Origin of the sequence: Bradyrhizobium sp., from assembly GCF_035309285.1 — a bacterium.
In the GTDB taxonomy this organism is placed as follows: Bacteria; Pseudomonadota; Alphaproteobacteria; order Rhizobiales; family Xanthobacteraceae; genus Bradyrhizobium.
This window is the reverse complement of sequence record NZ_DATGFH010000090.1, coordinates 1-23,022: the sequence shown is the minus strand read 5'-3', so window position 1 is coordinate 23,022 and position 23,022 is coordinate 1. Positions and strand designations below refer to the sequence as shown.

The 23,022-nt window shown below is 63.2% G+C and carries 32 protein-coding genes; 15 read left to right on the top strand and 17 right to left on the bottom strand.

Going from position 1 to position 23,022, the window contains the following annotated elements; all coding sequences use genetic code 11:
* Positions 1-168 precede the first annotated feature (168 nt).
* Positions 169-1,356 (bottom strand): ABC transporter substrate-binding protein, encoded by a 1,188-nt coding sequence (locus tag VKR55_RS17530; RefSeq protein WP_324405218.1) that lies wholly within the window; start codon positions 1,354-1,356, stop codon positions 169-171.
* 270 nt (positions 1,357-1,626) lie between these two features.
* Between VKR55_RS17530 and VKR55_RS17525 the strand changes: the two genes are divergently transcribed.
* A complete protein-coding gene (locus VKR55_RS17525; RefSeq protein ID WP_324405217.1) occupies positions 1,627-2,820 on the top strand; it encodes an NADH:flavin oxidoreductase/NADH oxidase in 1,194 nt (397 codons plus the stop codon).
* 33 nt (positions 2,821-2,853) lie between these two features.
* Here VKR55_RS17525 and VKR55_RS17520 read toward each other — a convergent pair whose 3' ends face one another.
* From VKR55_RS17520 to VKR55_RS17510, 3 genes are all read right to left on the bottom strand, one after another.
* A complete protein-coding gene (locus VKR55_RS17520) occupies positions 2,854-3,117 on the bottom strand; it encodes a hypothetical protein (protein ID WP_324405216.1) in 264 nt (87 codons plus the stop codon).
* A 75-nt stretch (positions 3,118-3,192) separates the two neighbouring features.
* A complete protein-coding gene (locus VKR55_RS17515; protein ID WP_324405213.1) occupies positions 3,193-3,342 on the bottom strand; it encodes a hypothetical protein in 150 nt (49 codons plus the stop codon).
* A gap of 36 nt (positions 3,343-3,378) precedes the next feature.
* Entirely contained in the window at positions 3,379-3,549 is a 171-nt protein-coding gene (locus VKR55_RS17510; protein ID WP_324405211.1) for a hypothetical protein, read from the bottom strand.
* 261 nt (positions 3,550-3,810) lie between these two features.
* Here VKR55_RS17510 and VKR55_RS17505 point away from each other — a divergent pair, with 261 nt between their 5' ends.
* The 4 genes from VKR55_RS17505 to VKR55_RS17490 all read left to right on the top strand — a co-directional run bounded on the left by VKR55_RS17505 (position 3,811) and on the right by VKR55_RS17490 (position 7,036).
* Positions 3,811-4,230 carry a hypothetical protein gene (locus tag VKR55_RS17505; RefSeq protein ID WP_324405209.1) on the top strand — a complete coding sequence of 140 codons (420 nt, stop codon included), beginning with the start codon at positions 3,811-3,813 and terminating at the stop codon, positions 4,228-4,230.
* A gap of 93 nt (positions 4,231-4,323) precedes the next feature.
* Positions 4,324-4,740, top strand: coding sequence for a cupin domain-containing protein (locus VKR55_RS17500; RefSeq protein WP_324405208.1), 417 nt, complete (start codon positions 4,324-4,326; stop codon positions 4,738-4,740).
* A gap of 148 nt (positions 4,741-4,888) precedes the next feature.
* The gene (locus VKR55_RS17495; RefSeq protein WP_324405207.1) at positions 4,889-6,103 is read left to right on the top strand and encodes an MFS transporter; all 1,215 of its coding nucleotides are present in this window, start codon (positions 4,889-4,891) and stop codon (positions 6,101-6,103) included.
* 117 nt (positions 6,104-6,220) lie between these two features.
* Positions 6,221-7,036: an SDR family NAD(P)-dependent oxidoreductase gene (locus VKR55_RS17490; protein WP_324405206.1), complete on the top strand. Its 816-nt coding sequence runs from the start codon at positions 6,221-6,223 to the stop codon at positions 7,034-7,036.
* Positions 7,037-7,157: 121 nt separating this feature from the next.
* Here VKR55_RS17490 and VKR55_RS17485 read toward each other — a convergent pair whose 3' ends face one another.
* Entirely contained in the window at positions 7,158-8,111 is a 954-nt protein-coding gene (locus VKR55_RS17485; protein ID WP_324405205.1) for a ribose-phosphate pyrophosphokinase, read from the bottom strand.
* On the opposite strand from VKR55_RS17485, the gene VKR55_RS17480 reads away from it, so the two are divergent.
* Positions 8,101-8,277 carry a hypothetical protein gene (locus VKR55_RS17480; protein WP_324405203.1) on the top strand — a complete coding sequence of 59 codons (177 nt, stop codon included), beginning with the start codon at positions 8,101-8,103 and terminating at the stop codon, positions 8,275-8,277. The two genes, VKR55_RS17485 and VKR55_RS17480, sit on opposite strands and share 11 nt — an antisense overlap.
* Here the strand turns inward: VKR55_RS17480 and VKR55_RS17475 are convergent.
* From VKR55_RS17475 to VKR55_RS17455, 5 genes are all read right to left on the bottom strand, one after another.
* On the bottom strand, positions 8,274-8,900 hold the full coding sequence (locus tag VKR55_RS17475; RefSeq protein ID WP_324405200.1) for a hypothetical protein: 627 nt from the start codon (positions 8,898-8,900) through the stop codon (positions 8,274-8,276). The two genes, VKR55_RS17480 and VKR55_RS17475, sit on opposite strands and share 4 nt — an antisense overlap.
* Before the next feature lie 132 nt (positions 8,901-9,032).
* Positions 9,033-9,800: a peptidoglycan editing factor PgeF gene (gene pgeF / locus VKR55_RS17470; protein WP_324405237.1), complete on the bottom strand. Its 768-nt coding sequence runs from the start codon at positions 9,798-9,800 to the stop codon at positions 9,033-9,035.
* Positions 9,797-10,918, bottom strand: a complete 1,122-nt coding sequence (locus VKR55_RS17465) for a class I SAM-dependent methyltransferase (protein WP_324405199.1) — start codon at positions 10,916-10,918, stop codon at positions 9,797-9,799. Before VKR55_RS17465 ends, pgeF begins: the two co-directional genes overlap by 4 nt.
* A gap of 22 nt (positions 10,919-10,940) precedes the next feature.
* Positions 10,941-11,780, bottom strand: coding sequence for a prolipoprotein diacylglyceryl transferase (gene lgt, locus VKR55_RS17460; RefSeq protein ID WP_324405198.1), 840 nt, complete (start codon positions 11,778-11,780; stop codon positions 10,941-10,943).
* Between the two features lie 10 nt (positions 11,781-11,790).
* On the bottom strand, positions 11,791-12,522 hold the full coding sequence (locus VKR55_RS17455) for a dienelactone hydrolase family protein (RefSeq protein WP_324405196.1): 732 nt from the start codon (positions 12,520-12,522) through the stop codon (positions 11,791-11,793).
* 163 nt (positions 12,523-12,685) lie between these two features.
* On the opposite strand from VKR55_RS17455, the gene VKR55_RS17450 reads away from it, so the two are divergent.
* The 5 genes from VKR55_RS17450 (at position 12,686) to ychF (ending at position 16,397) form a co-directional block, all read left to right on the top strand.
* Positions 12,686-12,964 carry an accessory factor UbiK family protein gene (locus VKR55_RS17450; protein ID WP_324405195.1) on the top strand — a complete coding sequence of 93 codons (279 nt, stop codon included), beginning with the start codon at positions 12,686-12,688 and terminating at the stop codon, positions 12,962-12,964.
* Between the two features lie 23 nt (positions 12,965-12,987).
* Complete coding sequence (locus tag VKR55_RS17445; protein WP_324405193.1) at positions 12,988-13,611, top strand: YdeI/OmpD-associated family protein; 624 nt, start codon at positions 12,988-12,990, stop codon at positions 13,609-13,611.
* Positions 13,612-13,775: 164 nt separating this feature from the next.
* Positions 13,776-14,546 (top strand): 50S ribosomal protein L25/general stress protein Ctc, encoded by a 771-nt coding sequence (locus tag VKR55_RS17440; RefSeq protein WP_324405191.1) that lies wholly within the window; start codon positions 13,776-13,778, stop codon positions 14,544-14,546.
* A 24-nt stretch (positions 14,547-14,570) separates the two neighbouring features.
* Entirely contained in the window at positions 14,571-15,182 is a 612-nt protein-coding gene (gene pth, locus VKR55_RS17435) for an aminoacyl-tRNA hydrolase (RefSeq protein WP_324405189.1), read from the top strand.
* A gap of 117 nt (positions 15,183-15,299) precedes the next feature.
* Positions 15,300-16,397, top strand: a complete 1,098-nt coding sequence (gene ychF, locus VKR55_RS17430; RefSeq protein ID WP_324405187.1) for a redox-regulated ATPase YchF — start codon at positions 15,300-15,302, stop codon at positions 16,395-16,397.
* On the opposite strand, the gene VKR55_RS17425 is transcribed toward ychF, so the two are convergent.
* Complete coding sequence (locus tag VKR55_RS17425) at positions 16,394-16,687, bottom strand: DUF4282 domain-containing protein (RefSeq protein ID WP_324405185.1); 294 nt, start codon at positions 16,685-16,687, stop codon at positions 16,394-16,396. The two genes, ychF and VKR55_RS17425, sit on opposite strands and share 4 nt — an antisense overlap.
* A gap of 173 nt (positions 16,688-16,860) precedes the next feature.
* Between VKR55_RS17425 and VKR55_RS17420 the strand changes: the two genes are divergently transcribed.
* From VKR55_RS17420 to VKR55_RS17410, 3 genes are all read left to right on the top strand, one after another.
* On the top strand, positions 16,861-17,319 hold the full coding sequence (locus VKR55_RS17420) for a MaoC family dehydratase (RefSeq protein WP_324405183.1): 459 nt from the start codon (positions 16,861-16,863) through the stop codon (positions 17,317-17,319).
* A complete protein-coding gene (locus VKR55_RS17415) occupies positions 17,319-17,801 on the top strand; it encodes a MaoC family dehydratase (RefSeq protein ID WP_324405182.1) in 483 nt (160 codons plus the stop codon). The genes VKR55_RS17420 and VKR55_RS17415 overlap by 1 nt, the downstream gene beginning before the upstream one ends.
* A gap of 127 nt (positions 17,802-17,928) precedes the next feature.
* Positions 17,929-18,072 carry a hypothetical protein gene (locus tag VKR55_RS17410; protein WP_324405181.1) on the top strand — a complete coding sequence of 48 codons (144 nt, stop codon included), beginning with the start codon at positions 17,929-17,931 and terminating at the stop codon, positions 18,070-18,072.
* 58 nt (positions 18,073-18,130) lie between these two features.
* Here VKR55_RS17410 and VKR55_RS17405 read toward each other — a convergent pair whose 3' ends face one another.
* The 6 genes from VKR55_RS17405 to VKR55_RS17380 all read right to left on the bottom strand — a co-directional run bounded on the left by VKR55_RS17405 (position 18,131) and on the right by VKR55_RS17380 (position 21,720).
* On the bottom strand, positions 18,131-18,268 hold the full coding sequence (locus VKR55_RS17405) for a hypothetical protein (protein ID WP_324405180.1): 138 nt from the start codon (positions 18,266-18,268) through the stop codon (positions 18,131-18,133).
* A 152-nt stretch (positions 18,269-18,420) separates the two neighbouring features.
* Complete coding sequence (locus tag VKR55_RS17400; protein ID WP_324405178.1) at positions 18,421-18,837, bottom strand: hypothetical protein; 417 nt, start codon at positions 18,835-18,837, stop codon at positions 18,421-18,423.
* Positions 18,838-19,004: 167 nt separating this feature from the next.
* On the bottom strand, positions 19,005-19,979 hold the full coding sequence (locus VKR55_RS17395) for a hypothetical protein (RefSeq protein WP_324405176.1): 975 nt from the start codon (positions 19,977-19,979) through the stop codon (positions 19,005-19,007).
* Positions 19,980-20,207: 228 nt separating this feature from the next.
* Positions 20,208-20,645, bottom strand: a complete 438-nt coding sequence (locus VKR55_RS17390) for a nuclear transport factor 2 family protein (protein ID WP_324405174.1) — start codon at positions 20,643-20,645, stop codon at positions 20,208-20,210.
* A 193-nt stretch (positions 20,646-20,838) separates the two neighbouring features.
* Positions 20,839-21,114 (bottom strand): hypothetical protein, encoded by a 276-nt coding sequence (locus VKR55_RS17385; protein WP_324405171.1) that lies wholly within the window; start codon positions 21,112-21,114, stop codon positions 20,839-20,841.
* A 165-nt stretch (positions 21,115-21,279) separates the two neighbouring features.
* Positions 21,280-21,720: a nuclear transport factor 2 family protein gene (locus VKR55_RS17380; RefSeq protein WP_324405169.1), complete on the bottom strand. Its 441-nt coding sequence runs from the start codon at positions 21,718-21,720 to the stop codon at positions 21,280-21,282.
* 215 nt (positions 21,721-21,935) lie between these two features.
* Here VKR55_RS17380 and VKR55_RS17375 point away from each other — a divergent pair, with 215 nt between their 5' ends.
* Positions 21,936-22,181, top strand: coding sequence for a hypothetical protein (locus VKR55_RS17375; protein ID WP_324405168.1), 246 nt, complete (start codon positions 21,936-21,938; stop codon positions 22,179-22,181).
* Positions 22,182-23,022 lie beyond the last annotated feature (841 nt).

The following is a 23,022-nucleotide window of genomic DNA, read 5'->3' as shown; positions in this document are numbered from 1 at the left end:
CGTCTTGCGTATGACGTGTGATGACCGGCACTGGCCAGGTTGACAGGCGCCCCGCTGGCGCCTCCCAGACGGGAGCCTGTCAAGAACAGTTCGAGTTGTTGCGGTATCCAGCAGGCTCACCTCTCCTATGAGAGGTGAGCCCATCGCGGGCGAACCGATTCAATCAAGCTAAGACCCATATCCCGGCGCGAGCTTGAACGCGCCGTTCTTCAGCGAATTGGCCTCGACCATCACGACTTCGTCGTCGGGATAGCCGTTATGTTGCTCGGGCGTAAACGAGATATCGCCGTAAACGCCGGCGAAATGCTTGAGCCCGTTGAGATAGCCCACCACCTTCGCCGGTTCGGTGCCGACGCTCTTCATCGCTTGGGCGATCAAATACGGCGAGTCATAGCCGACCGCGACCCACCACAACAGCGTGTCGCTGAACTCGACCTTTGCTTTCTTCAAGCGGTCAATGAAGCCGCTCGTGCGCTCGGTGAGCTTGCCGGCGGCGTCGAAGCAGACCGGGCGGAAATTGTTGGGATAGACCTTGGCCCAATATTCCGGCTTTTCCAGCAAAGCGGAGGTCTGGCCGGAGCCGAGCGTGGTCTGGCCGACGATCGGCACGTCCCAATTCATCTGCCCGCGCGTATTGATGATGCGCGACAGGAAGCCGGGATTGACGCTCCAGGGCATGATCGCTTCCGCGCCGGCGTTGCGCATGCGCAGGATTTCCGGCGTCAGATCCGGATTGGCGGCGTCGACATTGCCTTGATAGACGACGTCCGCGCCCTTGGCCCTGAGCATCGGCACATAGGCATTCACCGAAGCGGTGCCATAGCCGCTGGTGTCGGAAATGACGGCGACCTTCTTCTTCTTGAGCACCTCCAACACGTAGCGATTGGCGGCGGCGCCGATCTGCTGGTTGGTCGGCGCATTTCGGAAGCACATCGGATATTTCTTGGGGTCGGTGAGGCTGTCGACCCAGCAGGGATGCACTTGCACCATGTTGGCGCGTGCAAGCAAGGGCACGACTGCGAGCGATTCGCCGGAATTGAGCGGGCCGAGAACGACGCTCACCTTTTCGCCATGCGCGAGCTCGGCGGCGCCGTTGACGGCCTTGGTCGGCTCGCTCTGGGTGTCGCGGACGATCAATTCGATCTGGCGCCCGTCGATGCCGCCGGCCGCGTTGATCTCTTTCACCGCAAGCTCGGTCCCGCGACCGATTCCGATCCCGGTGGAAGATGACGGCCCGGTGAGCGCTGGAAGATAACCGATCCGGATCGGTTCTTTCGCGGCGATGGCGGGCGTGGCGAGCGTGCTTGCAAGCGCGCCAGCGGCGGACGCCAGCGCTTGACGGCGAGTCAGCGACATCGGATTTTCTCCCTTAGATGTTTATGATTGATCCGCTCCCAGATCTCGCGAGGTGTTCGGCACCTCGTTTTTCCTTGATGTCGCGGCGGACTATACTCTCGGGGCCTTGGTCCGCCTAGCGCGCACGCCGGCCTCTTCATCCAAAGTATGTCGGTCGCGTGATACAATCATGCGGATTGTATCAAGTTGCGTTGCATCATGCGCGGTTGATCGCCTCTCGGTTTCGCGTCATCTTCGCGCCCAATCGAGAAAGCAGAGGAGATGCGAGCTGTGAGTGATGGACCGAATGGCAGCGAGACGGTGCGGCCGCGGCTCTTCGAACCGTTCACGATCCGGGGCCTCACGCTGAAAAATCGCCTCGTCGTGCCGCCGATGGTTCATTACCGCTGCGAGAGCGGCAACACCTGCGGCACTTTCCACATCGTGCATCTCGGCCGCTACGCGCTCGGCGGCTTTGGCCTCGTCTTTGTCGAGGCGACGGCGGTCGAGGAAATCGGCCTCATCAACGAGCACGACCTCGGCATCTGGAACGACGCGCAGGTCGAAAGCTTCAAGCCGCTGATCGCTTTCATGAAGCGGCAGGGCACCGCGATCGGCATTCAGCTCGCCCATGGCGGGCGCAAGGCGTCATCGCAAACCGCGATGCAGGGCATGGGCCCACTCACCGAGGAGAATCTGAAAGCTGGCGCAAAGCTCTGGCAGCCGGTGGGGCCGACGGCGGAGCCCGTCGGCAAGGGCTGGCTGACGCCGCGACAGCTCACGACCGCTGAATGCAAGGCCATGGTCAAGACCTGGGCGCACGCGGCGAAGAACGCGGTCAAGGCCGGCTTCGACACGATCGAGATCCACACGGCGCACGGCTACCTGCTCGCCTCGTTCCTGTCGCCGGTTTCCAACACACGCAACGACGAATATGGCGGCGATCGCAAGGGGCGCATGCGGCTGCCGCTGGAAATCGTCGAGGCGGTGCGCGAGGAGATGCCGGCCGCGATGCCGTTGTTCGTGCGCGTCTCCTCCGTCGACGGCACGGTCGAAGGCTGGAACATGGATGATACAGTCGCCTATGCACGCGAATTGAAACTGCGCGGCGTCGACGTGATCGATTGCTCCTCGGGCGGCATCGCGGGGGCGGCGACCGCAGCCCAAGTGCCGCGCGCGCTCGGCTTTCAGGTGCCCTTTGCCGAACGCGTCCGCAACGAAGCGCAGATTGCGACCATGGCGGTCGGCATCATTCTCGAGGCGCAGCAGGCTGAAGGCATCCTGGAGAAGGGCCAGGCCGATCTCATCGCCGTCGGTCGCCAGTCGCAATTCAATCCCAACATCGCCCATCACTGGGCGCATGATCTCGGCATCAACCGTCGCTTCGAGGACTGGTCGCCCGAATATGGATGGTGGCTGGAGAAGCGGATACGGACCATGGAAGGCTTCGCGACGCCGACCGGCGTCGTCACGCAACGGCCATGAGCGACGAGGTGGGACGTGTGTGTTCGCCTTCGATCAGGAGACCAACTCCAGGGCGATCCTTCGCGTTTCGCGGTGGCGCTGAAACGCAGTGATCGCGCGGTTGGCGAGCATCAAGCGGCTGCGCTCGCCCTGTGCCATCATGAAGCTGACGTTGCTGGTGAGGAAGTGGCAAGCTTCCATGGAGTCGTCGATCTCCCCAGTTCGTCGCAGAAAATCGAAAGCAATCTCGACTGCGCTTTCCAGCAGCCCTTGCGATGTCTCGCGGGGTGAAGTGTTGTGTCCAGACTCGGCCGACATGGCTTATCTCCTGTGTCGAATGTCAAGCAGCCGGCGCGGGACGATCATTCCCGTCAAGGAATAGCCAAGGAATAGCTATGTCGTCACCAGATCGACAACGACACCGATTGTGGCTGCAACGATCACGCCCGTGATCAGCATGCCGTAGGTGCGCGCACGCTTCTCATTTTCAGGTGTAGGGGCAGTGCTCGGCGCAGACGCGCCCATGGCACCTTCATGAACCATTCTGGTCTCCATGAAGTTTGGCTGCGATCTCACTGATCAGGAAACGTGACCCTGATCGATGTATTTCGGCGTCTTCTTTTCGCGCTGCGGAGTCATCTTCGCAGGGTCGGGAGCGCCCGGGACGCCGCGCGGGCCGAACTTCTCCCGCTGGATGTCGTCTTCCGAAAACTCGGGCTCGACGCCGTTCGGTTGGCGAGGTTTGCTCATGGAACCTCCTTTCACCGAATAGTCGCTGGGCCAACGGGCCGGCATCGGGATCGTTCCTGTTTCCGGACGGCATTTGATCGATACGGATGTCGGTGATTTCATTGTCTTTTTCGGGCCTTGAAAGCGCTCCGGGCGGCGCAAGCGGCGGGCGCGTTAATCTTACGTCTTAACCAATTATTAATTGTGCGTTTGCGGGCGCAAAAGGCGCGGCCTAGCGTGTCCTGGGGAGCTACCAGTCCACTTGCAGAATTGGTGCGTGCCATGACGTCTAGATTGTACGGAGCGCTGGTCGCCTCACTCGGCCTAGCGCTCGTCCTTGCCACCAACGAGGCTTCCGCCGCGCCGCGCGGTGTTGCTTCGGCGCATCCGATGTTCCGCCCGCTCAATGCCCACGCGTTCCGGCATCATCGCGGCCGCAATTTCTTGTTCTGGCCGGGCATCGACGGCACCTATTATGGGCCAGACGGTACGCCGCAGGCAGAAGCTTACGCGCTGCCGCCAACGTCATCGGATGTGCATTACACCTACACCTATGACGTGCCCTGGGATTGGGCGCATCGCTTTCCACCCAATGTCGTGCCGTCCGACCGGCCCTATGTGTCGAGCTGCACGGCGGAAATCGTCACCGTGCCGGGACATGACGGCGGGCGACAGACGGTCAACGTCACGCGCTGCTACTAAAGGGCGCTGGCGGTTGAACCTTCCGGACAGGCGATCTGCGCAGTATGCTTGAGGCGTTCCGCCAACAAGAGCAGACCTGCGAGGGAGGCCCCCATGTCCGTGCAGCAACGCAAGCTCGTGCATTCCGACATCAAGCCGGAAAATCCGCCGGAGCGCGTGGCGCATTATCTCGATGTGCCGAACATGCCCTGGGAAGCAACGAAGTTTCCGGGCATCCAGATCAAGGTGCTGTATAGCGACGATAGCGGCATCACCACCGCGCTGTTCAAGCTCGCGCCGGGCGCGGTCGTGCCGCTTCACGAGCATACCGCGCTCGAGCAGACCTATGTGATCGAGGGTTCGCTGGAGGACCACGAGGGTAAATGCGGCCCCGGCCAGTTCGTCTGGCGCCCCGCCGGCAACCAGCACGAGGCGGTTGCGCCTGATGGCGCGGTGCTGCTCGGTTTCTTCCTGAAGCCCAATCGCTTTGCGTATGGCGAGAAGTTCTTCACCGCGTCGGGCGAGCGGTAGAAGCGAGATCGCGCGCCCGTGACGTTCCGTCATGGACTGACTTTCGCTAGCGGCCCTGACCTGCCACCCCAGCGATGAACCCTGCGTGGGACCGCCCGTTATAGACATTGCATTCCTAAGATGTCGGCGCGGCGCGGACCCAGCATTGATGACCAAGCGGCGGGAAAGAACCAAAGACACGGCAGCCCGTCTCTGGCCGCTGCTGGCCGTGAACTTTTTCATGGCGGACATGCAGTCCGGCATCGGGCCTTTCGTCGGCGTGTTCCTGCTGGGAAAGGGCTGGACGACGGCCATGATCGGCACCGCCATGACGATCGGCAATATCGCGGGCATGCTGATCACAACACCGGTCGGCGGTTTTATCGACACATCGCGCCACAAGCGTGCCTGGGTGATCGTGCCCGGCGTGGCCGTCGTTGCCGCCTCTTCCATCATTTTGTTCTGGCAAAATTTCTGGGCCGTTGCCACGTCCCAAATCGCCACCTCCATCGCCGGTGTTGCGGTTGTCCCGGCGGTGACCGGCATAACGCTCGGCATCGTCGGACAGCGCGGCTTCAACCGGCAAAATGGCCGCAACCAAGCGTTCAATCATGGAGGCAACATGGTTGGCGCCGCAGCCTCGGGCCTGCTGGGTTGGCAGTTCGGGTATTTCGCGGTGTTTTGGCTTGCGGCATTGTTCGGCGCCATCACGGTGGCGTGCGTGCTCATGATTCCCTCCGGCTCGATCGACGATCGCAAGGCTCGCGGCAGCAAGGAAGGCGATCCGGAGAGCCAGCCCAGCGCAATGGCGGTGTTGCTGCGGCACAAGCCGCTGTTGGTGTTGGGCCTGGCGCTCGCGGTCTTTCATCTTGGCAATGGGGCGATCGTTCCGCTTTACGGCATGTTCGCCACGTCTGGCAGCCACGCCAATGGCCCGGGCCTTGTCGCAACCCTCATCGTCATCGCGCAAGGCATTATGGTCGTCACATCGATTGTCGGCATGCGCGTTGCGGAGAAGCGCAATTATTGGCTGCTCCTTCTTGTCTCGTTTCTGATGCTCCCGTTGCGCGGCGTTGTTGCCTTTTTCTTCACGGGATGGTGGGGCGTCGTTCCCGTGGAGATCCTCGACGGCATCGGCATCGGCCTGCAGGGTGTTGCAGTGCCGGGCATGGTCGCGAGGTCGCTTTACGGTACCGGGCGCGTCAATCTTGCGCAGGGCGCCGTCATCACCATTCAAGACGCCGGCGCGGCGCTCAGCCCCGCGCTCGGCGGCTGGATCGCGCAATGGGTCGGGTTTGCGCCGACCTTCCTCGCGCTCGGTGGCCTTGGCCTCCTGGCTGCCTGCGTATGGATTGCGCTCGGTGCTGCCGTAAAGGAGTATTGATCGACGCGACCTTGCTTATCCGATAGCAGCGCATCGGGTGCGCGAGATGGCTGTTTGACATTCAAATCCGTTGTTAGTCTTCTGATGCGACCATAACAAGAAAACACGAGGGCGCCCATGACTCAAAACATAACTGAACAGCTTTCCCACGACTGGCTTGGCCTTGCCGGCCGCGTCTGCGTGGTGACGGGCGGGGGCGGCGGCATCGGCCGCGCCGTCGCGGTCAATCTCGCGAACGCCGGCGCGCATGTCGCCGTCATCGACCGCGACGAGCGGGGGCTCGAGAAGACGCGGGCAGAGCTGCCGGGCAACCGCCACGTCGTCGCACCGTGCGATGTGACGGATACCAACAGCATCACGGCCGCATCCGAAACCATCGAGAAGGCGCTCGGTCCCGCAAACGTGCTCGTCAACGCCGCCGCGATTCTGCGGCCGGGGACACTCGACAATCTGTCGCTCGCCGAATGGAACATGGTGATCTCGGTCAATCTCACCGGCTACTTCCTCTGCGCGCAGACTTTTGGCCGGCAGATGCGGAAGCAGGGACGCGGCAGCCTGGTGCATGTGGCGTCCATCGCCGGCAGCCACGCGCAGGGCAAGAGCGGCGCCTACAGCGTGAGCAAAGCCGGCGTCGTGATGCTGTCGCGGCAGCTTGCGAGCGAATGGGGACCGGAGGGCGTCCGCAGCAATGTGGTGAGCCCCGGCATGGTGATCACGCCGATGAGCCAGGCTTTCTACGACACGCCCGGCGTGACCGAGCGCCGCTCGGCGGTGACGCCGATGCGTCGCATCGCCATGCCGCAGGATATCGCGGATGCCGTGACGTTTCTCGCAAGCGACCGCGCGTCCTACATCAATGGCGATGAGATCATCGTCGACGGCGGCTTCACGCGCACGATCATGAATCTGGTGCCGCGGCCGGGGCACGATTGAGCGAAGAATCGTAGGGTGGGCAAAAGGCGCTCTTGCGCCGTGCCCACCATCTATCCATGCATGGTGTCTGGATTGGTGGGCACGCTATCGCTTTGCCCACCCTACGAAAGATCCGCGCAGTCTAATCGAACAGGCTGGAGACCGATTCTTCGGCTGCGGTGCGGTTGATCGCCTCCGCGATCAGGCCGGCGACCGAGAGCGTGCGGATATTGGCGGCATTGCGTACCGCTTCCGTCGGCTGGATCGAGTCGGTGATGACCAGCTCCTTCAGCCGCGAGGAGGTGATGCGGGTCACCGCGCCGCCGGAGAGCACGCCGTGAGAGATATAGGCGTAGACCTCCTTCGCGCCGTTGGCGAGCAGCGCGTCGGCCGCATTCACCAGCGTGCCGCCGGAATCGACGATGTCGTCGATCAGGATGCAGGTGTGGCCGGCGACCTCGCCGATCACGTTCATCACCTCGGATTCGCCCGGCCGCTCGCGGCGCTTGTCGATGATGGCGAGCGGCGTGTTGATGCGCTTGGCGAGGCCACGGGCGCGCGCCACGCCGCCGACATCGGGCGAGACCACCATCACCTTGGCGACGTCGAATTTCTCCTTGATGTCGCGCACCATCAGGGGCGAGGCGTAGAGATTGTCGGTCGGGATGTCGAAGAAGCCCTGGATCTGGCCGGCATGCAGGTCGAGTGTCATGACGCGGTCCACGCCGGCCTGGGTGATCAGGTTGGCGACCAGCTTGGCCGAGATCGGGGTGCGCGAGCCAGACCTGCGATCCTGCCGCGCATAGCCGAAATAGGGGATCACCGCCGTGATCCGGCGCGCCGAGGAGCGGCGCAGCGCGTCGGTGATGATCAGGAGCTCCATCAGGTGGTCGTTGGCCGGGTACGAGGTCGACTGCAGGATGAAAGCGTCGGAACCGCGGACGTTCTCCTGGATCTCGACGAAGATCTCCATGTCGGCGAAGCGGCGAACCACGCCTTTGGTCAGTGACAGGCCAATGCCGTCGGCGACTGCTTGGGCAAGTGCCGGATTGGAATTGCCGGCTATCAGCTTGATGGAGCCGTTTTTGGCCGACATCGAGGCTTCTCCCCGCACGGTGCTGGAGACCTTGTTCAGCATATCGGGTTTTCCCTGGAACCGGCGTTCTGACGAGCGAGGGAATATCAGGCCGATGCCGCCGGTGGCAACCCGCGAGGATGGTTTTCCCGGGCAAAAATGGGTGCCATTTCCGGGATTTGCCTAATGGTCTGTGTAGCCCAGCGCAACCATGTTGGAACTCCCCGAAGCTGCCGGGTTATCGGCGCTTGCAACCGCGGCCCCGTGCTTGCTTGGCGTGGAGGCTGGCGGCGGGGTATCGGCCGGCGTGCCGTTGACCATGCTGGAAAGGCCGCTGAAGCCGGCTTGCGCGATCTTGCGCAGCACGAGGTCGTCGGCCTCCGCCCAGGGGTCGCGGCCGGCTTTGCCCGCTTGTTCCTCGCCGGACAGGCGCAGCGTGCGCTGCTGGTCGCGGTCGTAGACATCCCAGACCCAGGCGATCACGGTACGGCCGTGATTGACCTCCGCGGAGAGATAGCTGCGCACGCGATAGGCCGCCGGGCTTTCGCGGGAAACGATCGAAAGGCTGCGGAGCTTGCTCTCGCTGTCGAGCACGCTGACCATGCGGTCGAACACGCCCGGCGGCGGGCCGTCGATGGATTCGAAGGCGATGGTCGGGCCATCGTTCGCCATGGCAAAGGCGCCGGAAGTCGCGGCCCCGCCGGCAGCGCAGCCGCCGAGCGCGCAAGCCACAGCCAGCAACAACGCCGCACAGCCGGCGCTGAGCAGCGTCCGGCGTGGTCGGGCCAAATGGTTCGACGCATCCCTCATTGTTACCTTCGCGTTATCGCTAAAACGCGAAAGCGTCTAGAGCGGGCGAGACACAGGATCGGGACGAAATCGAGCCGCGGCGGCCCAATGATCGGCGTCGGGGGGCGCAGCGCCGAACCAATTCCGCCATGATCATGCTTCCAGCACGATCGCATGGACGTGCCGGCCATAATCCGGCTCCTTGCGATGCACGGAGCGGCGGTAACTGAAGCAGCGCTCGTCGGAATAGGTGTCGATGCCGAGATCATCGATCATCAGGACGCCGGCCTTTTCCAGCCGCATGCGGATGAATCCGGCGAGATCGAACATTGCATGTCCATCGCGCTCACCTGGCAGGAAGAACATTGCGTTCCCGGCATCGGCCCCGATGAAACGTTCGACGAATTCGGGGCCGACCTCATAGCTCGGCTGGCGGATCAGGGGGCCGATAGCGGCAATCATGCCGCTTCGTTCCGCACCGAGCTTTTCCATTGTCTCGATGGTCGTTTCCAGGATGCCGGTCAGCGCGCCCTTCCAGCCGGCATGCGCCGCCCCGATCACGCGCGCCGTGGGATCGACGAACAGGATCGGTCCGCAATCGGCTGTGGTGACGCCGATGGCGAGCCCTTCACTCCGCGTCACGATGGCGTCGGCCTTCGGCCGCGCCGTTCCGTTCCATGGACCGCTCGCCACCACCGCATCCGGCGAGTGGATCTGGTGCACGCCGACGAGATGCGAGGGCGCGACGCCCAATTGTTCCGCCATCCGGCGGCGGTTTTCGGCCACCCGGGCCGGGTCATCGTTCGAGCCGAGGCCGCCATTGAGGCCGGCATAGACACCATCGGACACGCCGCCGTCGCGGGTGAAAAAAGCGTGGCGAAGCCCTGGAATGGCCGAAAGCAGGGAGGAGGCAAGCATCAGGAAGCTCCGGCCGATTCGTTGTCGTCGCTCAGGCCCGGCAGCGAGGTGAGGCTCCGGGAGGAGACGCCGAGCACTTTGAACATCGAACCCATGCCGCTGCGGCCACCCCCGGTCAACCGTTTCAGCGCAGCCGAAATGTCCTCGCTGACTTCATGTGATGCTTTTGCCATCAACGCAACAGCGCGCGTCTCGATGCCGAGCCGCTTCAGGAAATCGCCCTGCGTCACCGGCCCATGGACGAGCGCGCCGACATCTTCCGCGGCGCGTGCCAGCGCCTGGAAATCGACATGGGCGGTGACGTCGGCCTGTCCCGGCGCCTTCAGCGGATCGGTGAAGCTGTGACGCGCAATCGCCTGAAATGTATCGCCGGCGTCGCTGCGCACATGGCCGTAATCGATGATCAGCGCCGCGCCGTCCTGGTCGCGCACCCGGCTCGCGATCTTCATGGCCTCGGAATCCGGCCGCCATTCGAACACCGCGCCGATCGGCGCGGCACGCAACAAGGGCGGCAGCAGCACGTCGAAGCGCGGGATCGGCTCGGTAGCCGCCGCAAACACCAGCTTGCCGTTGGGGTCGATGTCGACCACGCGCTCGTGCCAGCCGCCTGCCTGCTTGACCACTTGATGGATCGGCAGCACGTCGAAATATTCGTTTGCGAAGATGATCGCGGGGCCGTCCGGCACCTCGTCGATGGTGTCGTGCCAGGCGACGTTGCGGACGCCCGACAGGGTCGATTGCTGCTTCTTGCGCAGCACCGGATTGATCTCGACCAGATGCACACTCAGCGTCTGATAGAGCTGCGGCAGCACGCGCACGGCGCGCAGCGCATCCGCCATCATGGTGCCGCGGCCGGGACCGAGCTCGATCAGTCGGAGCAGCGTCGGCGAGCCGAGAGTCTTCCACAGCGAGGCCGCCCACAGTCCGAGCAATTCGCCGAACATCTGGCTGACTTCCGGCGCGGTGGTGAAATCGCCCTCGCGCCCGAGCGGATCGCGCGAGACGTAATAGCCGTGCTGCGGATGTATCAAGCACAGCTCCATGTAACGCCATACCGGCATCGGGCCGGACGACTTGATGAGCTTCTTGATCTCCGACTGCAGCGGTGAAAATTCGGTCACAGTCTGCCTTGCAATGAAATAACTATTTCGCGCCGGCCTGATTTGCTTCCTTCCGGCGCCACGCCATTACAATAAGTGCTATGCCTGCAATTACCATCGGCAGCGACAAGAGCATACCCATGGTCAGGCCGCCCCACAAAAATCCGAGCTGCGGATCGGGCTCGCGGAAATGCTCTCCGGTGATGCGCGCGATCGCATAAAGGACAATAAAGCTGCCGAGGATCAGCCCGGGCCGCTTCAGGGCCCCGAAGCGGATCATCATCGCGAGCACGGTGAACAGCAGAATGCCCTCCATGCTGGCTTCGTAGAGCTGGCTCGGGTGGCGCGGCAGCGGGCCGCCATTGGGAAAGATCATCGCCCAGGGCAAGCCGGGATCGGCGGGCCGCCCCCACAGCTCACCATTGATGAAATTGGCAATCCGCCCGAGAAAGAGGCCGATCGGCCCGACCGCGGTGGTGATGTCGCCGAGCGAGAGAATGGAGATGTTGTTCCTGCGGGCGAACCACATCACCGCCACCACGCAGCCCATGAAGCCGCCGTGGAACGACATCCCGCCTTTCCACAATTCAAGAATCTCGGAGGGGTGTTCGGTGAAGAAGGGCAGATTGTAGAACAACACATAGCCGGTGCGGCCGCCGACGATGATGCCGAGCGTGACCCAGAGGATGAAGTCGTCCATCTGGACGAGCGAGATCGGCGCCGGGCCGCCCCACAGCTTCTCGTTCTTGAGGAGCGAGCGGGCATAGAGCCAGCCAAACACAATGCCGCCGATATAGGCGAGCGCGTACCAGCGAATGGCAATCGGCCCGATCGAGATCGCGATCGGATCGAACACCGGGAATTTGATGAGAAGAGGAAGCATCAAGCCGGGCCTAGGCAAGGTTGCGCTTGTAGAGCGCGAGCAGCCGCTCCCAATGCCGCTCTGCCGCGTCGCGATGATAGACCGGACGCTTCGGGAAGGCGAAGCCGTGATGCGTGCCGGGGTAGATCTCGACCTCGTTCCTGGTCCCCTTCATGCCCTCGCTTACCTTGTCGATGATGTCCTGCGGCGCGTAGATATCGGTCTCGGCGCAGGCGAAGTAAAGCTCGGCCCTGGTCCTGGAGGCCGCCAGATGCGGGCTGTCGGGCTGGTCGGTCGCAAGATGCGTGCCATAGACCGAGGCGGCGGCCTTGACGCGATCGGAAAAATGCGTCGCCGCGTTGACAGCGTAGCGACCGCTCATGCAATAGCCGAGGGTGCCGACGATCCCGGTATTGGCGGCCTCTCGCGTCCCGGCATAGGCGAACAGGGCCTTCGTATCTTCCATCACCAGCGGGATGTTGAGCGAGTTCATCAGCGCGAACATCCGCTTGCGCTCGGGCGATTCCGGATCGGGGTTGATCGGGCCGAGCTCCATAACGCCGGCACGGTAATACATGTTTGGCAGCATCACATAGTAGCCCGAGGTGCCGAGCCTGCGCGCCATGTCGCGCAGCTCCTCGCGGATCGCCGGCGCATCCATGTAGAAGAGGATGACGGGAAACGGCCCGCCGCGTTCGGGATGGGTGATGAAGGTGGTGGTCCTGCCGTCCTTGGTCTCGATGTCCACTTGGCTGTCGATCATGGGCGCTTCTTCGCGTGTGTGATTCTGGCTTTCATTGGGCGCTTAATACGATCGCAAGTAAACCGGAGCGTGACAAGGCGAGCTCCGGCGTCGCGGGGCCTTGAACGGCGGCTCCGGGATCGCCATTGTTGCAGGCGACGGTTCCAGCGCACGGAGATTTGCCATGACCCAGACCAGCAACCGGTTTTTCGACGAGATCGGCCGGCTGATGAACGACGCCGCCGGCGCCGCCCAGGGCGTCAAGCGCGAGGTCGATGCGCTCTGGCGCAATCAGGCCGAAAAATTCCTGCGCGATATGGACCTCGTCAAGCGCGAGGAGTTCGAGGCGGTGAAGGACATGGCGCGGCTCGCGCGCGAGGAAAACGAGGCGCTGAAGGCACGTCTTGCCGTGCTGGAAGGCAAGCTTGGCATTTCGCCGTCCGCGCCGAATGCGGGCTCATAAGGGCGGTTCGCCGACGCGCATTCATGGCCAAGCTCTCGCGCGATGTGCCGATCCTTGCCTTCAAGTCGCAGCAGGCGTTCGATGCATGGCTGGCGTCGCAGCCCGCGGATTGCAGGGGCCTTTGGCTGAAGATCGCGAAGAAATCATCGGGACTTGCCAGTATTTCAAGGGATGAGGCGGTCGATGCCGCGCTTTGCCATGGCTGGATCGATGGCCAGCTCGACCGCTTTGATGACGCGCATTGGCTGATCCGCTTCACGCCGCGGCAATCCACCAGCAAATGGTCTGAAAAGAACCGCGCCCGCGCGCTTGAGCTTGTGGCGTTGGGGCGCATGCGGCCGGCGGGGTCGAGCGAGATCGAACGGGCCAGGAAGGATGGCCGCTGGAATGCCGCCTATGCAGCGCAAAGCACGGCGCAGGTCCCCGACGACCTCAAGCGGGCGCTATCGAAAAGCAAAAAGGCGAAGGCCTTCTTCGAAACGCTCGACAGCAAGAACCGCTTTGCGATCTTGTACCGTATTTATGATGCCAAAAAGCCGGAGACGAGGCTGGCCCGCATCGAGAAATTCGTCGCGATGTTGGCCGCCGGAGAGACGCTTCATCCCCAGCGGGCGGAGGCTCCCAAGCGGGCACGGACAAAGACGTGACGCGCGATCGGGACGCAAAAAATCCCTTCATTTCCTTGTCATTTTGCCACTTTGGGGCTAAAAGCCCGCCACGTCCGCGGCCCCCGCACCCCTGGAGGCTTGCCGCGGGACGGAGCATGGGCCGCCTAGCGGCCTTTATCTTTTGAAAACAAGGACTTAAGACAATGGCGACGACCGTCAAGGAATTGAAGGCGACCGCGCGTCCGTCAGTCGGCAAGGGGGCCGCACGGGCAGAGCGTCGCGCCGGGCGAGTGCCCGGAGTGATCTATGGCAACAACCAGCCCCCGCTGCCGATCTCGGTGGAAGACAAGGAACTGCGCCAGCGCATCCTGGCCGGCCGCTTCCTCACCACGATTTACGACATCGAGCTGGAGGGCAAGAAGCACCGCGTGATTCCGCGCGACTTCCATCTCGATCCCGTTCGCGACTTCCCGGTCCATGTCGACTTCATGCGGCTCGGTGAAGGTGCGACCATCCGCATCAGCGTGCCGCTGCATGTGCAGAGGTCGGAAACCTCGCCGGGCGTCAAGCGCGGCGGTACCGTCAACATCGTCACCCACACCATCGATCTCGAATGCTCGGTCGATAACATCCCGCAGTACATCGACGCCGATATCGGAACGCTCGAAATCGGCCATTCGCTGCATCTGTCCGACATCACGCTGCCGAAGGGCGTGCGCTCGCTGCGCGAGGACCTGACGCTGGTCACCATCGTGCCGCCGTCAGGTTACGCCGAAGAGCAGAAGGCGGCGGCTGCAGCGGCGGCCGCGGCGGCTGGCGCGGCTACGCCGGGTGCTGCGGCTCCGGCGGCAGGCGCTGCGGCTCCGGCGGCAGGCGCTCCTGCGGCGCCGGGTGCTGCGGCTCCGGCACCAGGTGCGGCGGCTCCGGCGGCGGGTGCGAAAGCGCCCGCAGGCGGCGGCGACAAGAAGAAGTAATCGTCTCGCGCGGGATGCCGCGTCATGCTGCTTTTTGTCGGCCTCGGCAATCCCGGCGCGAAATACGCGCGCAACCGGCACAATATCGGCTTCATGGCCGTCAATGAGATTGCGCGGCGTCATGGCTTTGCGCCATGGCGCCGCCGCTTCCAGGGCGAGACCGCCGAAGGCGCGCTCGACCGCGCGCGCGTGATCCTGCTCAAGCCCACGACCTACATGAACGATTCCGGCCGCGCGGTGCAGGAGGCAGCGAACTTCTTCAAGCTCGGCGCTGGTGAAATCACCGTGTTCCAGGATGAGCTCGAGCTGCCGCCGGCGAAAGTGCGGGTGAAAGTCGGTGGCGGCATTGCGGGTCACAACGGCCTGCGGTCGATCACCTCGCACATCGGCAATGACTATCGCCGCGTGCGGCTCGGGATCGGTCACCCCGGCGTCAAGGAACTGGTGCATCACCACGTCTTGTCCGACTTCGCCAAGGCGGACGATGAGTGGGTCGCGGCGCTATGCATGGCGGTCGCCGACAATGCCGGCCTGCTTGCGGCCGGCCACGACTCCACGTTCCAGAACAAGGTGCATCTGGCGATGCAGGGCAAGGGATTTTTCGAGAAAGAGGACAGCGGAGAGAAGCAGGACTGATCTCTCCGTCGCCATGGCCGGGCTCGTCCCGGCCATCCACGTCTCCGCTCAACGGCAAAGAAAGACGTGGATGCCCGCAACGAGCGCGGGCATGACGAGCATCAATCAGAGGACACGATGGGATTCAAATGCGGTATCGTCGGGTTGCCCAATGTCGGCAAGTCGACCCTGTTCAATGCGCTCACCGAAACCGCGGCGGCGCAGGCGGCGAACTATCCGTTCTGCACCATCGAGCCCAATATCGGCGAGGTCGCCGTTCCCGATCCCCGGCTGGACAAGCTCGCCGCCATCGCCAAGTCAGCGCAGATCATCCCGACCCGGCTGACCTTTGTCGATATCGCCGGCCTCGTGCGCGGCGCGTCCAAAGGCGAGGGCCTCGGCAACCAGTTCCTCGCCAATATCCGCGAGGTCGACGCGATCGCGCATGTCGTGCGCTGTTTCGAGGACTCCGACATCACCCATGTCGAGGGCAAGATCGCGCCGATCGCCGATATCGAGACGATCGAGACCGAGCTGATGCTGGCCGATCTCGAGAGTCTGGAGAAGCGCGTCGACACTCTCGCCAAGAAGGCCAAGGGCAACGACAAGGAGGCCAAGGAGCAGCTCGACCTCGTCAACCGCACGCTGGTGCTCCTGCGCGAGGGCAAGCCGGCGCGCCTGGTTGAGCGCAAAGTGGAGGAAGAGCGTGCCTTCGCGATGCTCGGGCTCTTGAGCTCAAAGCCCGTGCTCTATGTCTGCAATGTCGAGGAAGGCTCGGCCAAGGACGGCAACAGTTTCTCCAAACAGGTGTTCGAGCGCGCCAAGGAGGAAGGCGCGGTCGCGGTGGTGATCTCAGCCAAGATCGAATCCGAGATCGCAACGCTGTCGCGCGAGGAGCGCAAGGAGTTTCTGGAAACACTGGGACTGGAGGAGGCCGGTCTCGACCGGCTGATCCGCGCCGGCTACCTGCTCCTCGATCTCGTCACCTATTTCACAGTGGGACCGAAGGAGGCCCGTGCCTGGACCATCCATCGCGGCACCAGGGCGCCAGCTGCGGCAGGTGTGATCCACACCGACTTCGAAAAGGGGTTCATCCGCGCCGAGACGATCGCCTATATCGACTACGCCGCCTGCAACGGCGAGGCGGGCGCTCGCGATGCCGGCAAGCTGCGCCTGGAAGGCAAGGACTATGTCGTCGCTGACGGCGACGTCATGCATTTCCGTTTCGCAAACTAGCGCATCCCGTCCTGGTCGCGGATCGCGCCAAGGTGCTCGTTGATGCGGAAGACGATCAGGATGAATTCCGCGGCAATGCGCGAGAACACGATGCCGACGATCATGCTCGCGATCGAGTAGAGCAGCACCAAAAATCCGGCGAACGGGCTGATCGCCATTGCGGCGAGGCCGGAGAAAATGCCGGAAATGCCGAGCAGGCAGATCAGCGCAATGACGAGCCAGTAAAACGTCTTGATGATGGTGGGCGTGATGAAACGGTCCCACTGGAACAGATCCTGAAAATCGAACATCGTCTTCCCCCAGCGAATCAGGCGCAAAGTCTCGCCCAAATCCGGCTGGCGACACAAACCCTGGTCCGGATACCGATCCGGACTGGCAGGGGTACGAGCCATGCGGGCGAACGGGTTGAGATTGCCGCAAAGTGAGGCCACAATCTGACCTCCCTTCGGCATTTTCCCTGGTCATGACCCTCACCTTCGAAGATTTTCCGCCGGGCCCTTTCGGCTCCTTCGGGCCGCGCCATGTCTCGCGCGAGGAGATTTTGGCGTTTGCCGCCGAATTCGACCCGCAGCCGATGCATCTCGACGAGGAGGCCGCCAAAAAGAGCATGTTGCGGGGCCTGTCCGGCTCGGGCTGGCATCTCGGCTCGCTGATGATGCGGATGATGTGCGACGGCTTCATCGACCGCACCGCCTCGCTCGGCTCGCCCGGCGTCAACGAACTGCGCTGGCTCGCGCCGTTGCGACCCGGTGACGATCTCATGCTCGATGTCGAAGTGACGGAGGCGCGCCTTTCGAAGAGCCGCCCCGACACTGGCATCGTGACCTTCAAGGGCGTGGCCCGCAACGCGAAGGGCGAGGCGCTGTGCGAGCTGATCTCGCCGATCATCGTCCGCCGTCGCGACGGCGCGGGAGCCGCCTGATGCGCTTTTTCGAGGACATGCCGGTCGGCGACCGGCGTGATGTCGGCTCGTTCACCTTCACCGCCGACGACATCAAGCGCTTCGCGAGAGAGTACGATCCGCAGCGCTTTCATCTCTCCGAGGAGGAGGGCCGCAAATCGCTGTTCGGCGGGCTCGCCGCATCCGGCTGGCATGTGGCGTCCGTCTGCATGCGGCTTATCGTCCTCGACACCCAGCGCATGGACCGGGAAGCCAAAGCGCGCGGCGAGAAGGTCGCGGTCGGAGGTCCGTCGCCGGGCTTTCGCGAACTGCGCTGGGTCAAGCCGGTGCTGGCCGGCGACACCATCAGCTTCGGCCTCGAGATCGAATCGGCCCGCACCTCTGACTCTCGTCCTGAATGGGGCATCGTGCAAATCCGCAACTTCGGCACCAACCAGCGCGGCGAATTGGTGTTCTCCTTTCTCGCCACCGCTTTCGTGCCGCGGCGGAACGCGGGCGCTTAACCATACAACAAGGTTACCGCATTGTTTGTCCGGCTCGCCGCGTGGAATCGGCGGAACTCATTTCTTGCTAACGCATTTTGAAGGAGTGGTCGCGATAGTGAGCCCGCTCAATCGGCGGGGGACGACAATGGCGGATCGAGGCGCGTTGAAACTGGTGGGCTTCATCTTCGCGACAGTGACGGTCGCGGTGATGCTGACGGCGGCAATGGTTGTGAAGGGCTATGCCGACGGCTCTTACACGCTGGAACAGACCGTGGTCGCGAGCCGCTGATCGGTTTCGCCAACAATGTAAGCGGAACGCGGCCGTTCTCCACAATCAGCGAAAGATCCTACCTGCTCCAGACCAGCGCCAGCACGGTCACGGCCACGAACAACAATCCGACAAAGCGGATCATCAGCGTGCCGAGCGGAGTGGACGCACGCGGGACGGTTTGGCTTCCTTCCCGCTCCATCGTTTCAACCGACATGCTTTCCCCCTTAAACAACGCTCGTTTCATCTTCGTGATGCGGCGGCCGAGCTCAGCGCGTTATGGTGATGCTTCTACGCGAATCGAAACCGCCGCGCTTCTGAAATCCGAAGGGCGGCGGCGATTTGCGGCGCAGTGTGGCAATTGCGCAATCAGCTGTTGCGCAGGCCGTCGGCGGTGCGCTTCCACTGCTGCACGTTGTCGGCAATCATGCGGGTGGACTTCATCGCGGCCTGGCTGAGCTGCGCGTAGCCGGAAATCTCGCGCTGAACGCGCTGGCCTTCGGCATGCAGGAGATCACGCAGGGCTTCCAGCTCCGAGATCAGGTTCTCGATTTCCGACAACGAGGTTCCGGCGACGCGCTGGATCAGCGAATTGACATTGTTCACAGTGGCCTCTGCACTCGGATCGAGGATGGGTTCGGTGGAGTTCACCGCCATCGGACGGCGCAGATAGGCGATGTCGTTGCGGACGAAATCGCGGATTCCCGCTTCGACCTCGGACACCGCGGCGAGATTGTTGTCCACCTCGCCGGTTTCAGTCGACTCGATCTTTGGCATGACGTTCATCGTCCATCCTCTGTTTCGCGTTGTCACGCGCGAGTGTCCCCCGCACGACGAATTGCAAGCGCGGCTATCAGGGCGGCGGATTTTGACCGCATCGCGGCCAAGTTGCGGCAATGCTGGATCATTACCGGGGTATGCGGTGGCGCGGCGCGTGAGGCAAACACGGCGGCCTACCAGCTCTTCTTGAAGCCCGCGGTCACGCTCTTGTTGGTGGTGCCCTGCGCGGTCTCGCCGATCGAGCCCGCGATCGAGACCCCGCCGAACAGCTTCTGCTCGGCGCCGATCCTGCGCAGCCACTTGTCGTCGGTGGTCGAAAGCGCCTGGCCGGCGCTGAAGCTGGTGCCGGTCTCGGTCACGTCGAGCTTGGCGGATTGCTCGGTCTGATAGGTTGTTTCCGGACGCTCGGCGAGGCCAGGCACCGGGATGCCGCCACCCTGCTCGACGACGTTGGCGCCGTTCGACAGCGTCAGCGAATACCGGTCGCTGAGCGGCACCTGCTTGCTGATGGAGGTGCCGAGCTTGCTCTGGTCCTGGTTCGGGTTGATGCGAGCCTCGACCGCAGTCTTGTCCCAGATCGAGCCCGCGCCTGGCGCGGTGACGGCGGCGTAGGCGCTGCCGCCGGATTGCGGCAGGTTGCCGCCGTTGGCGCTCTTTTCCGCGAGCAACTCCGACATTGTGGTGGGCTCGGGGGCGACCGTCATGTCGGCGCCGACCCGCGCGTCCCAGAACGGGGAGATCGATTGCTTCACCGACACGGCGGAGGTGCCGTTGGGCTGGCTCTTGTCCGACCAATGCAGGCCACCGTTTGACAGGGGCGCGTGCGCGCTGTGCATCTTCGCCGCCGGACCGTCGCGCAGGGTCGAGGCGTCGACGTCGAGCTGGCTCCAGTCGAGCTTGTCGACATCGATGTCCTTGAGCACGTCGTCGTCGTTGACGCTGGGAGCCGGGGCATCGGTCGCGGCGCCCGAAGTCTCGGTGACAGGGGCCGCGGCGTCGCTAGCGGGAGCCGCGGCCTCGGTGGTGGGAGCGTCCGAATCATCCTTCGGCCAGGGCGATTGCGCCGCCGCGGGCATGGCAAAGGCCAGCACAAAGCTGGCGGCCAGCATCAGAGCTCTCGCCCGATCCTTCGATGTCGTGGAGATCATGAACCCCGCCCGCCAGGCGCCGCCGAACCGCGAAGGCACCCGTGTTGCCCAGCATGCGGAGATTTTGGCGCAAAATTGTGACGGCGGGATCCACGAGCCCGTTAATGGCCCCGCGCGAGGGGCCCGGAGCGCGATTGCGGTTCATCCCGAATCCGCATCGCGCTCCAGGCGAAGCGATCCGGCGGGGCTGGCGAGGTCGGATCGCCTCGTGACGCGGGAGCCGGGCCGTCAGGCGACCGACATCCGCGGCAGATGGATGGCGCGGCCAAGCGCCTGCTCGACCAGGTCGAAGGTATCGAGCAGGACGCGGATGCTGCGCAGCCGGCCCAGCTTGAACTGGGCGAAATGCGCCACGCGCAGCGAGATCGGCTTGTTGGATTCGAGCGAGGTGAGCGAATAGCGCAGCATGGAAGCCGCCGCATCGACGCCGAGCATCACGGTCTCGCGGTCGAAGCGGTGGACGCGAAAATTGTCGGCGATCTGCCGCACCACGTCCATCACCGCGGCCTTGCCGCGCCGCGCGCCGAGAAACGGAAACATGTCGATCGGGCCGTAGATCGCCCAATCCACTTCCTCATCGATCAAGGCTTCAAGATCCTCGAACTGGCGATCGTTGATTGCACGGTGCAATGCACGCGAGAAACGCCAGAGACTGTGCTCTGTCATGCTGCTGGTCCTGAATGGCTGTGAAGAGCGGCAACTGTCCCGCAATGGACGAAAAAGAGCCGGCGTCATTCCCGACACCCGGCCCGATTGCTGCTTCAACTATTTCAACCTTCAAATAGTCGAATCCGGCTCAAACGCAAGTTGCAATTTTGCATTGCACAAATGCCGGAGGGCGGCGAATTTGCGGCCCTCGTTACCGCCGATTCCGGGGCTCGCGGCCGACCGGATCGCGCTCGATGGCGATTTGGCTGTCGCGGAAGGCCATCAAGGCAAAGCCGAACGCGCCGGCCAGCCCCCCGATGATGGCGCCGAGCGGCATGAAGGTGAAGAACACCAGCATGCCGCTATAGCCTTCAAAATCCGTGACTTTAAAGATTTCCACCCAGGCGAGCCCGGCGCCGATACCGAGCGCCGCGCCGCCAAGAGCACCCAGGATCAGCCCCAGCACGGCAAGCAACACAATTTTCATGAGGTCATTTTGGTCCGCAAATTCCCGTGATGGGTCGCGGCAGGCGGCGGGAAGGTTCAATGCATCGAAGCTTGCCCGTCATTCCGGGATGGTGCGCAAGCACCAGACCCGGAATCTCGAGATTCCGGGTTCGCTCGTCAGTGCGAGCGCCCCGGAATGACCGTGTTAGTTGGCGTCCGACGCCTTGCCGGTCAACAGATCGCGCTCGAGCACCTGCTGGACGAGGTCGAACGTGTCGATGATTTCGCGCATCTGGACGATACGGCCGTCGCGCAGCGTGAAGAACACCGCCATGTCGAACTGCACGATGCGCGCGTTGTGGCGCTTGGTGAAGAACGCGCGGATGCTGAGCGCCACCTTGTCGCCCTCGGCGACGACCTCGCGCACCTCGTGGCGCAGGCTCGAATAGCGGCCATGCACGGTCTGCCACATCGTCCGCACCTCGTCCTTGCCGCGGCGGACACCCATATGCGGCAGCACGTCGATCGGCGCCGGTGCGATCAGCTCGATGTCGTCGCTGCAGCGCGCCAGCGCGCCCTCGATATCGCCGGAATGGTAGACGTCGAGAAAGTTCAGCACACGCTTGCGGTTGAGATTCTCGACCATTCACGCTCCGCGTGTAACTCACCAGACTCACTTCCGCTCCAATGCAATCGCGGCGATCGATCGCGGTCAAGTCGCAGACACATCTTTGGTTGCAGCACATATGTCGCTTGGCGAGCATATGTCGTTCACGCGGCAGGCGCGGCTGCGTGACTTGAGGGAACCGCAGGCGGTGGCATGCTGTTGAGGAACGCGAGATTCGATTTCGGAGACGCATCATGAAAACCGCATTCGCCGCCATCGCCGTCGCTGCTCTTGCGCTGGTGTCCACGTCGGCCGCCGACGCCAAGGGCTGCATCAAGGGCGCGATCGTCGGCGGCGTCGCCGGCCACGTTGCCGGTCATCACGGCATGCTGGGTGCAGCCGCCGGCTGTCTCTACGGCCGCCACCGCGCCGCGGAGCAGGAGAAGCAGCGGCAGATGCAGACGCACGGCCAACCGCACGACGCGCAGGGGAAGATGTGAGGTGCGAGTTTCCACTCGCCTCGTTAGACCGTAGGGTGGGCAAAGGCGCAAAGCGCCGTGCCCACCATCTCCTTTAACGTCGATCTGCTAAATGGTGGGCACGCTTCCGCCTTCGCTCGTTGAGCTACGGCGGACGCAGTCGCTTTGCCCACCCTACAATTCCGATTCAATTGTCAAACAGCGGCGTAATGACGAGCCTCAGCATTCTCGCGGCATGAAAGTGCCCGAGTGATGCATCGTTCGTGGCCCTCGAAATCAGGAGGGCGCAGGGAATGCCGGGTGCCGTTGCACCCGCGAGCCTCGTGTGCAGCAAATGCGCAAAAAACGCACACGAGTCATCCACAGGTACAACCGAAACACTCCGGCATTCCCTGCGCGATGGTTTACGGCTTATACGTGGTCTCCCTGGTGTACCGGGCTTTTTAGCCACCATCGCCTGAAGCTTGTCGGCTTCGGGCTTGGTCCCAGCGTCGGGGGATCGGGACAACACGATTTCGCCGTCCGCACCGAATGCGCTCGTCTAGCGCAGTCCGCGCGTCCATCGCATCCCGTCTCGCGTCTGGTGACGATTGGCCGAACGCCCCTCTTGGCCGAGGCGGGATGCGCGATAGAAAATCATAACATTCTGAAAAACGGAAGCAGAATATTTTTCGCGAAGAGGCTTGACAATGCAGCGAAAGTGCTTCCGATAAATCGAAGCGATTTGCCCGACGAGGCTGGGCAAGAACTTGCGATCAGCCCAGTTGAGCCAGCTGTTGAGGACGACCGGCGAGCAGAAGCGTGCAGTAAGTCCAGAATGCGCTCAGAGCGGTCCAAGTGGAGTTTAGGCGAGCTGCGAGGC

Excerpts from the sequence above, each read along its gene's own strand:
- VKR55_RS17530 (WP_324405218.1), bottom strand. The coding sequence starts at position 1,356 with ATGTCGCTGACTCGCCGTCAAGCGCTGGCGTCCGCCGCTGGCGCGCTT.
- VKR55_RS17520 (WP_324405216.1), bottom strand. The coding sequence starts at position 3,117 with ATGTCGGCCGAGTCTGGACACAACACTTCACCCCGCGAGACATCGCAA.
- VKR55_RS17515 (WP_324405213.1), bottom strand. The coding sequence starts at position 3,342 with ATGGTTCATGAAGGTGCCATGGGCGCGTCTGCGCCGAGCACTGCCCCT.
- VKR55_RS17510 (WP_324405211.1), bottom strand. The coding sequence starts at position 3,549 with ATGAGCAAACCTCGCCAACCGAACGGCGTCGAGCCCGAGTTTTCGGAA.
- VKR55_RS17505 (WP_324405209.1), top strand. The coding sequence starts at position 3,811 with ATGACGTCTAGATTGTACGGAGCGCTGGTCGCCTCACTCGGCCTAGCG.
- VKR55_RS17500 (WP_324405208.1), top strand. The coding sequence starts at position 4,324 with ATGTCCGTGCAGCAACGCAAGCTCGTGCATTCCGACATCAAGCCGGAA.
- VKR55_RS17495 (WP_324405207.1), top strand. The coding sequence starts at position 4,889 with ATGACCAAGCGGCGGGAAAGAACCAAAGACACGGCAGCCCGTCTCTGG.
- VKR55_RS17490 (WP_324405206.1), top strand. The coding sequence starts at position 6,221 with ATGACTCAAAACATAACTGAACAGCTTTCCCACGACTGGCTTGGCCTT.
- VKR55_RS17485 (WP_324405205.1), bottom strand. The coding sequence starts at position 8,111 with ATGTCGGCCAAAAACGGCTCCATCAAGCTGATAGCCGGCAATTCCAAT.
- VKR55_RS17475 (WP_324405200.1), bottom strand. The coding sequence starts at position 8,900 with ATGAGGGATGCGTCGAACCATTTGGCCCGACCACGCCGGACGCTGCTC.
- lgt (WP_324405198.1), bottom strand. The coding sequence starts at position 11,780 with ATGCTTCCTCTTCTCATCAAATTCCCGGTGTTCGATCCGATCGCGATC.
- VKR55_RS17455 (WP_324405196.1), bottom strand. The coding sequence starts at position 12,522 with ATGATCGACAGCCAAGTGGACATCGAGACCAAGGACGGCAGGACCACC.
- VKR55_RS17450 (WP_324405195.1), top strand. The coding sequence starts at position 12,686 with ATGACCCAGACCAGCAACCGGTTTTTCGACGAGATCGGCCGGCTGATG.
- VKR55_RS17445 (WP_324405193.1), top strand. The coding sequence starts at position 12,988 with ATGGCCAAGCTCTCGCGCGATGTGCCGATCCTTGCCTTCAAGTCGCAG.
- VKR55_RS17440 (WP_324405191.1), top strand. The coding sequence starts at position 13,776 with ATGGCGACGACCGTCAAGGAATTGAAGGCGACCGCGCGTCCGTCAGTC.
- pth (WP_324405189.1), top strand. The coding sequence starts at position 14,571 with ATGCTGCTTTTTGTCGGCCTCGGCAATCCCGGCGCGAAATACGCGCGC.
- ychF (WP_324405187.1), top strand. The coding sequence starts at position 15,300 with ATGGGATTCAAATGCGGTATCGTCGGGTTGCCCAATGTCGGCAAGTCG.
- VKR55_RS17425 (WP_324405185.1), bottom strand. The coding sequence starts at position 16,687 with ATGTTCGATTTTCAGGATCTGTTCCAGTGGGACCGTTTCATCACGCCC.
- VKR55_RS17420 (WP_324405183.1), top strand. The coding sequence starts at position 16,861 with ATGACCCTCACCTTCGAAGATTTTCCGCCGGGCCCTTTCGGCTCCTTC.
- VKR55_RS17415 (WP_324405182.1), top strand. The coding sequence starts at position 17,319 with ATGCGCTTTTTCGAGGACATGCCGGTCGGCGACCGGCGTGATGTCGGC.
- VKR55_RS17410 (WP_324405181.1), top strand. The coding sequence starts at position 17,929 with ATGGCGGATCGAGGCGCGTTGAAACTGGTGGGCTTCATCTTCGCGACA.
- VKR55_RS17405 (WP_324405180.1), bottom strand. The coding sequence starts at position 18,268 with ATGTCGGTTGAAACGATGGAGCGGGAAGGAAGCCAAACCGTCCCGCGT.
- VKR55_RS17400 (WP_324405178.1), bottom strand. The coding sequence starts at position 18,837 with ATGAACGTCATGCCAAAGATCGAGTCGACTGAAACCGGCGAGGTGGAC.
- VKR55_RS17395 (WP_324405176.1), bottom strand. The coding sequence starts at position 19,979 with ATGATCTCCACGACATCGAAGGATCGGGCGAGAGCTCTGATGCTGGCC.
- VKR55_RS17390 (WP_324405174.1), bottom strand. The coding sequence starts at position 20,645 with ATGACAGAGCACAGTCTCTGGCGTTTCTCGCGTGCATTGCACCGTGCA.
- VKR55_RS17385 (WP_324405171.1), bottom strand. The coding sequence starts at position 21,114 with ATGAAAATTGTGTTGCTTGCCGTGCTGGGGCTGATCCTGGGTGCTCTT.
- VKR55_RS17380 (WP_324405169.1), bottom strand. The coding sequence starts at position 21,720 with ATGGTCGAGAATCTCAACCGCAAGCGTGTGCTGAACTTTCTCGACGTC.
- VKR55_RS17375 (WP_324405168.1), top strand. The coding sequence starts at position 21,936 with ATGAAAACCGCATTCGCCGCCATCGCCGTCGCTGCTCTTGCGCTGGTG.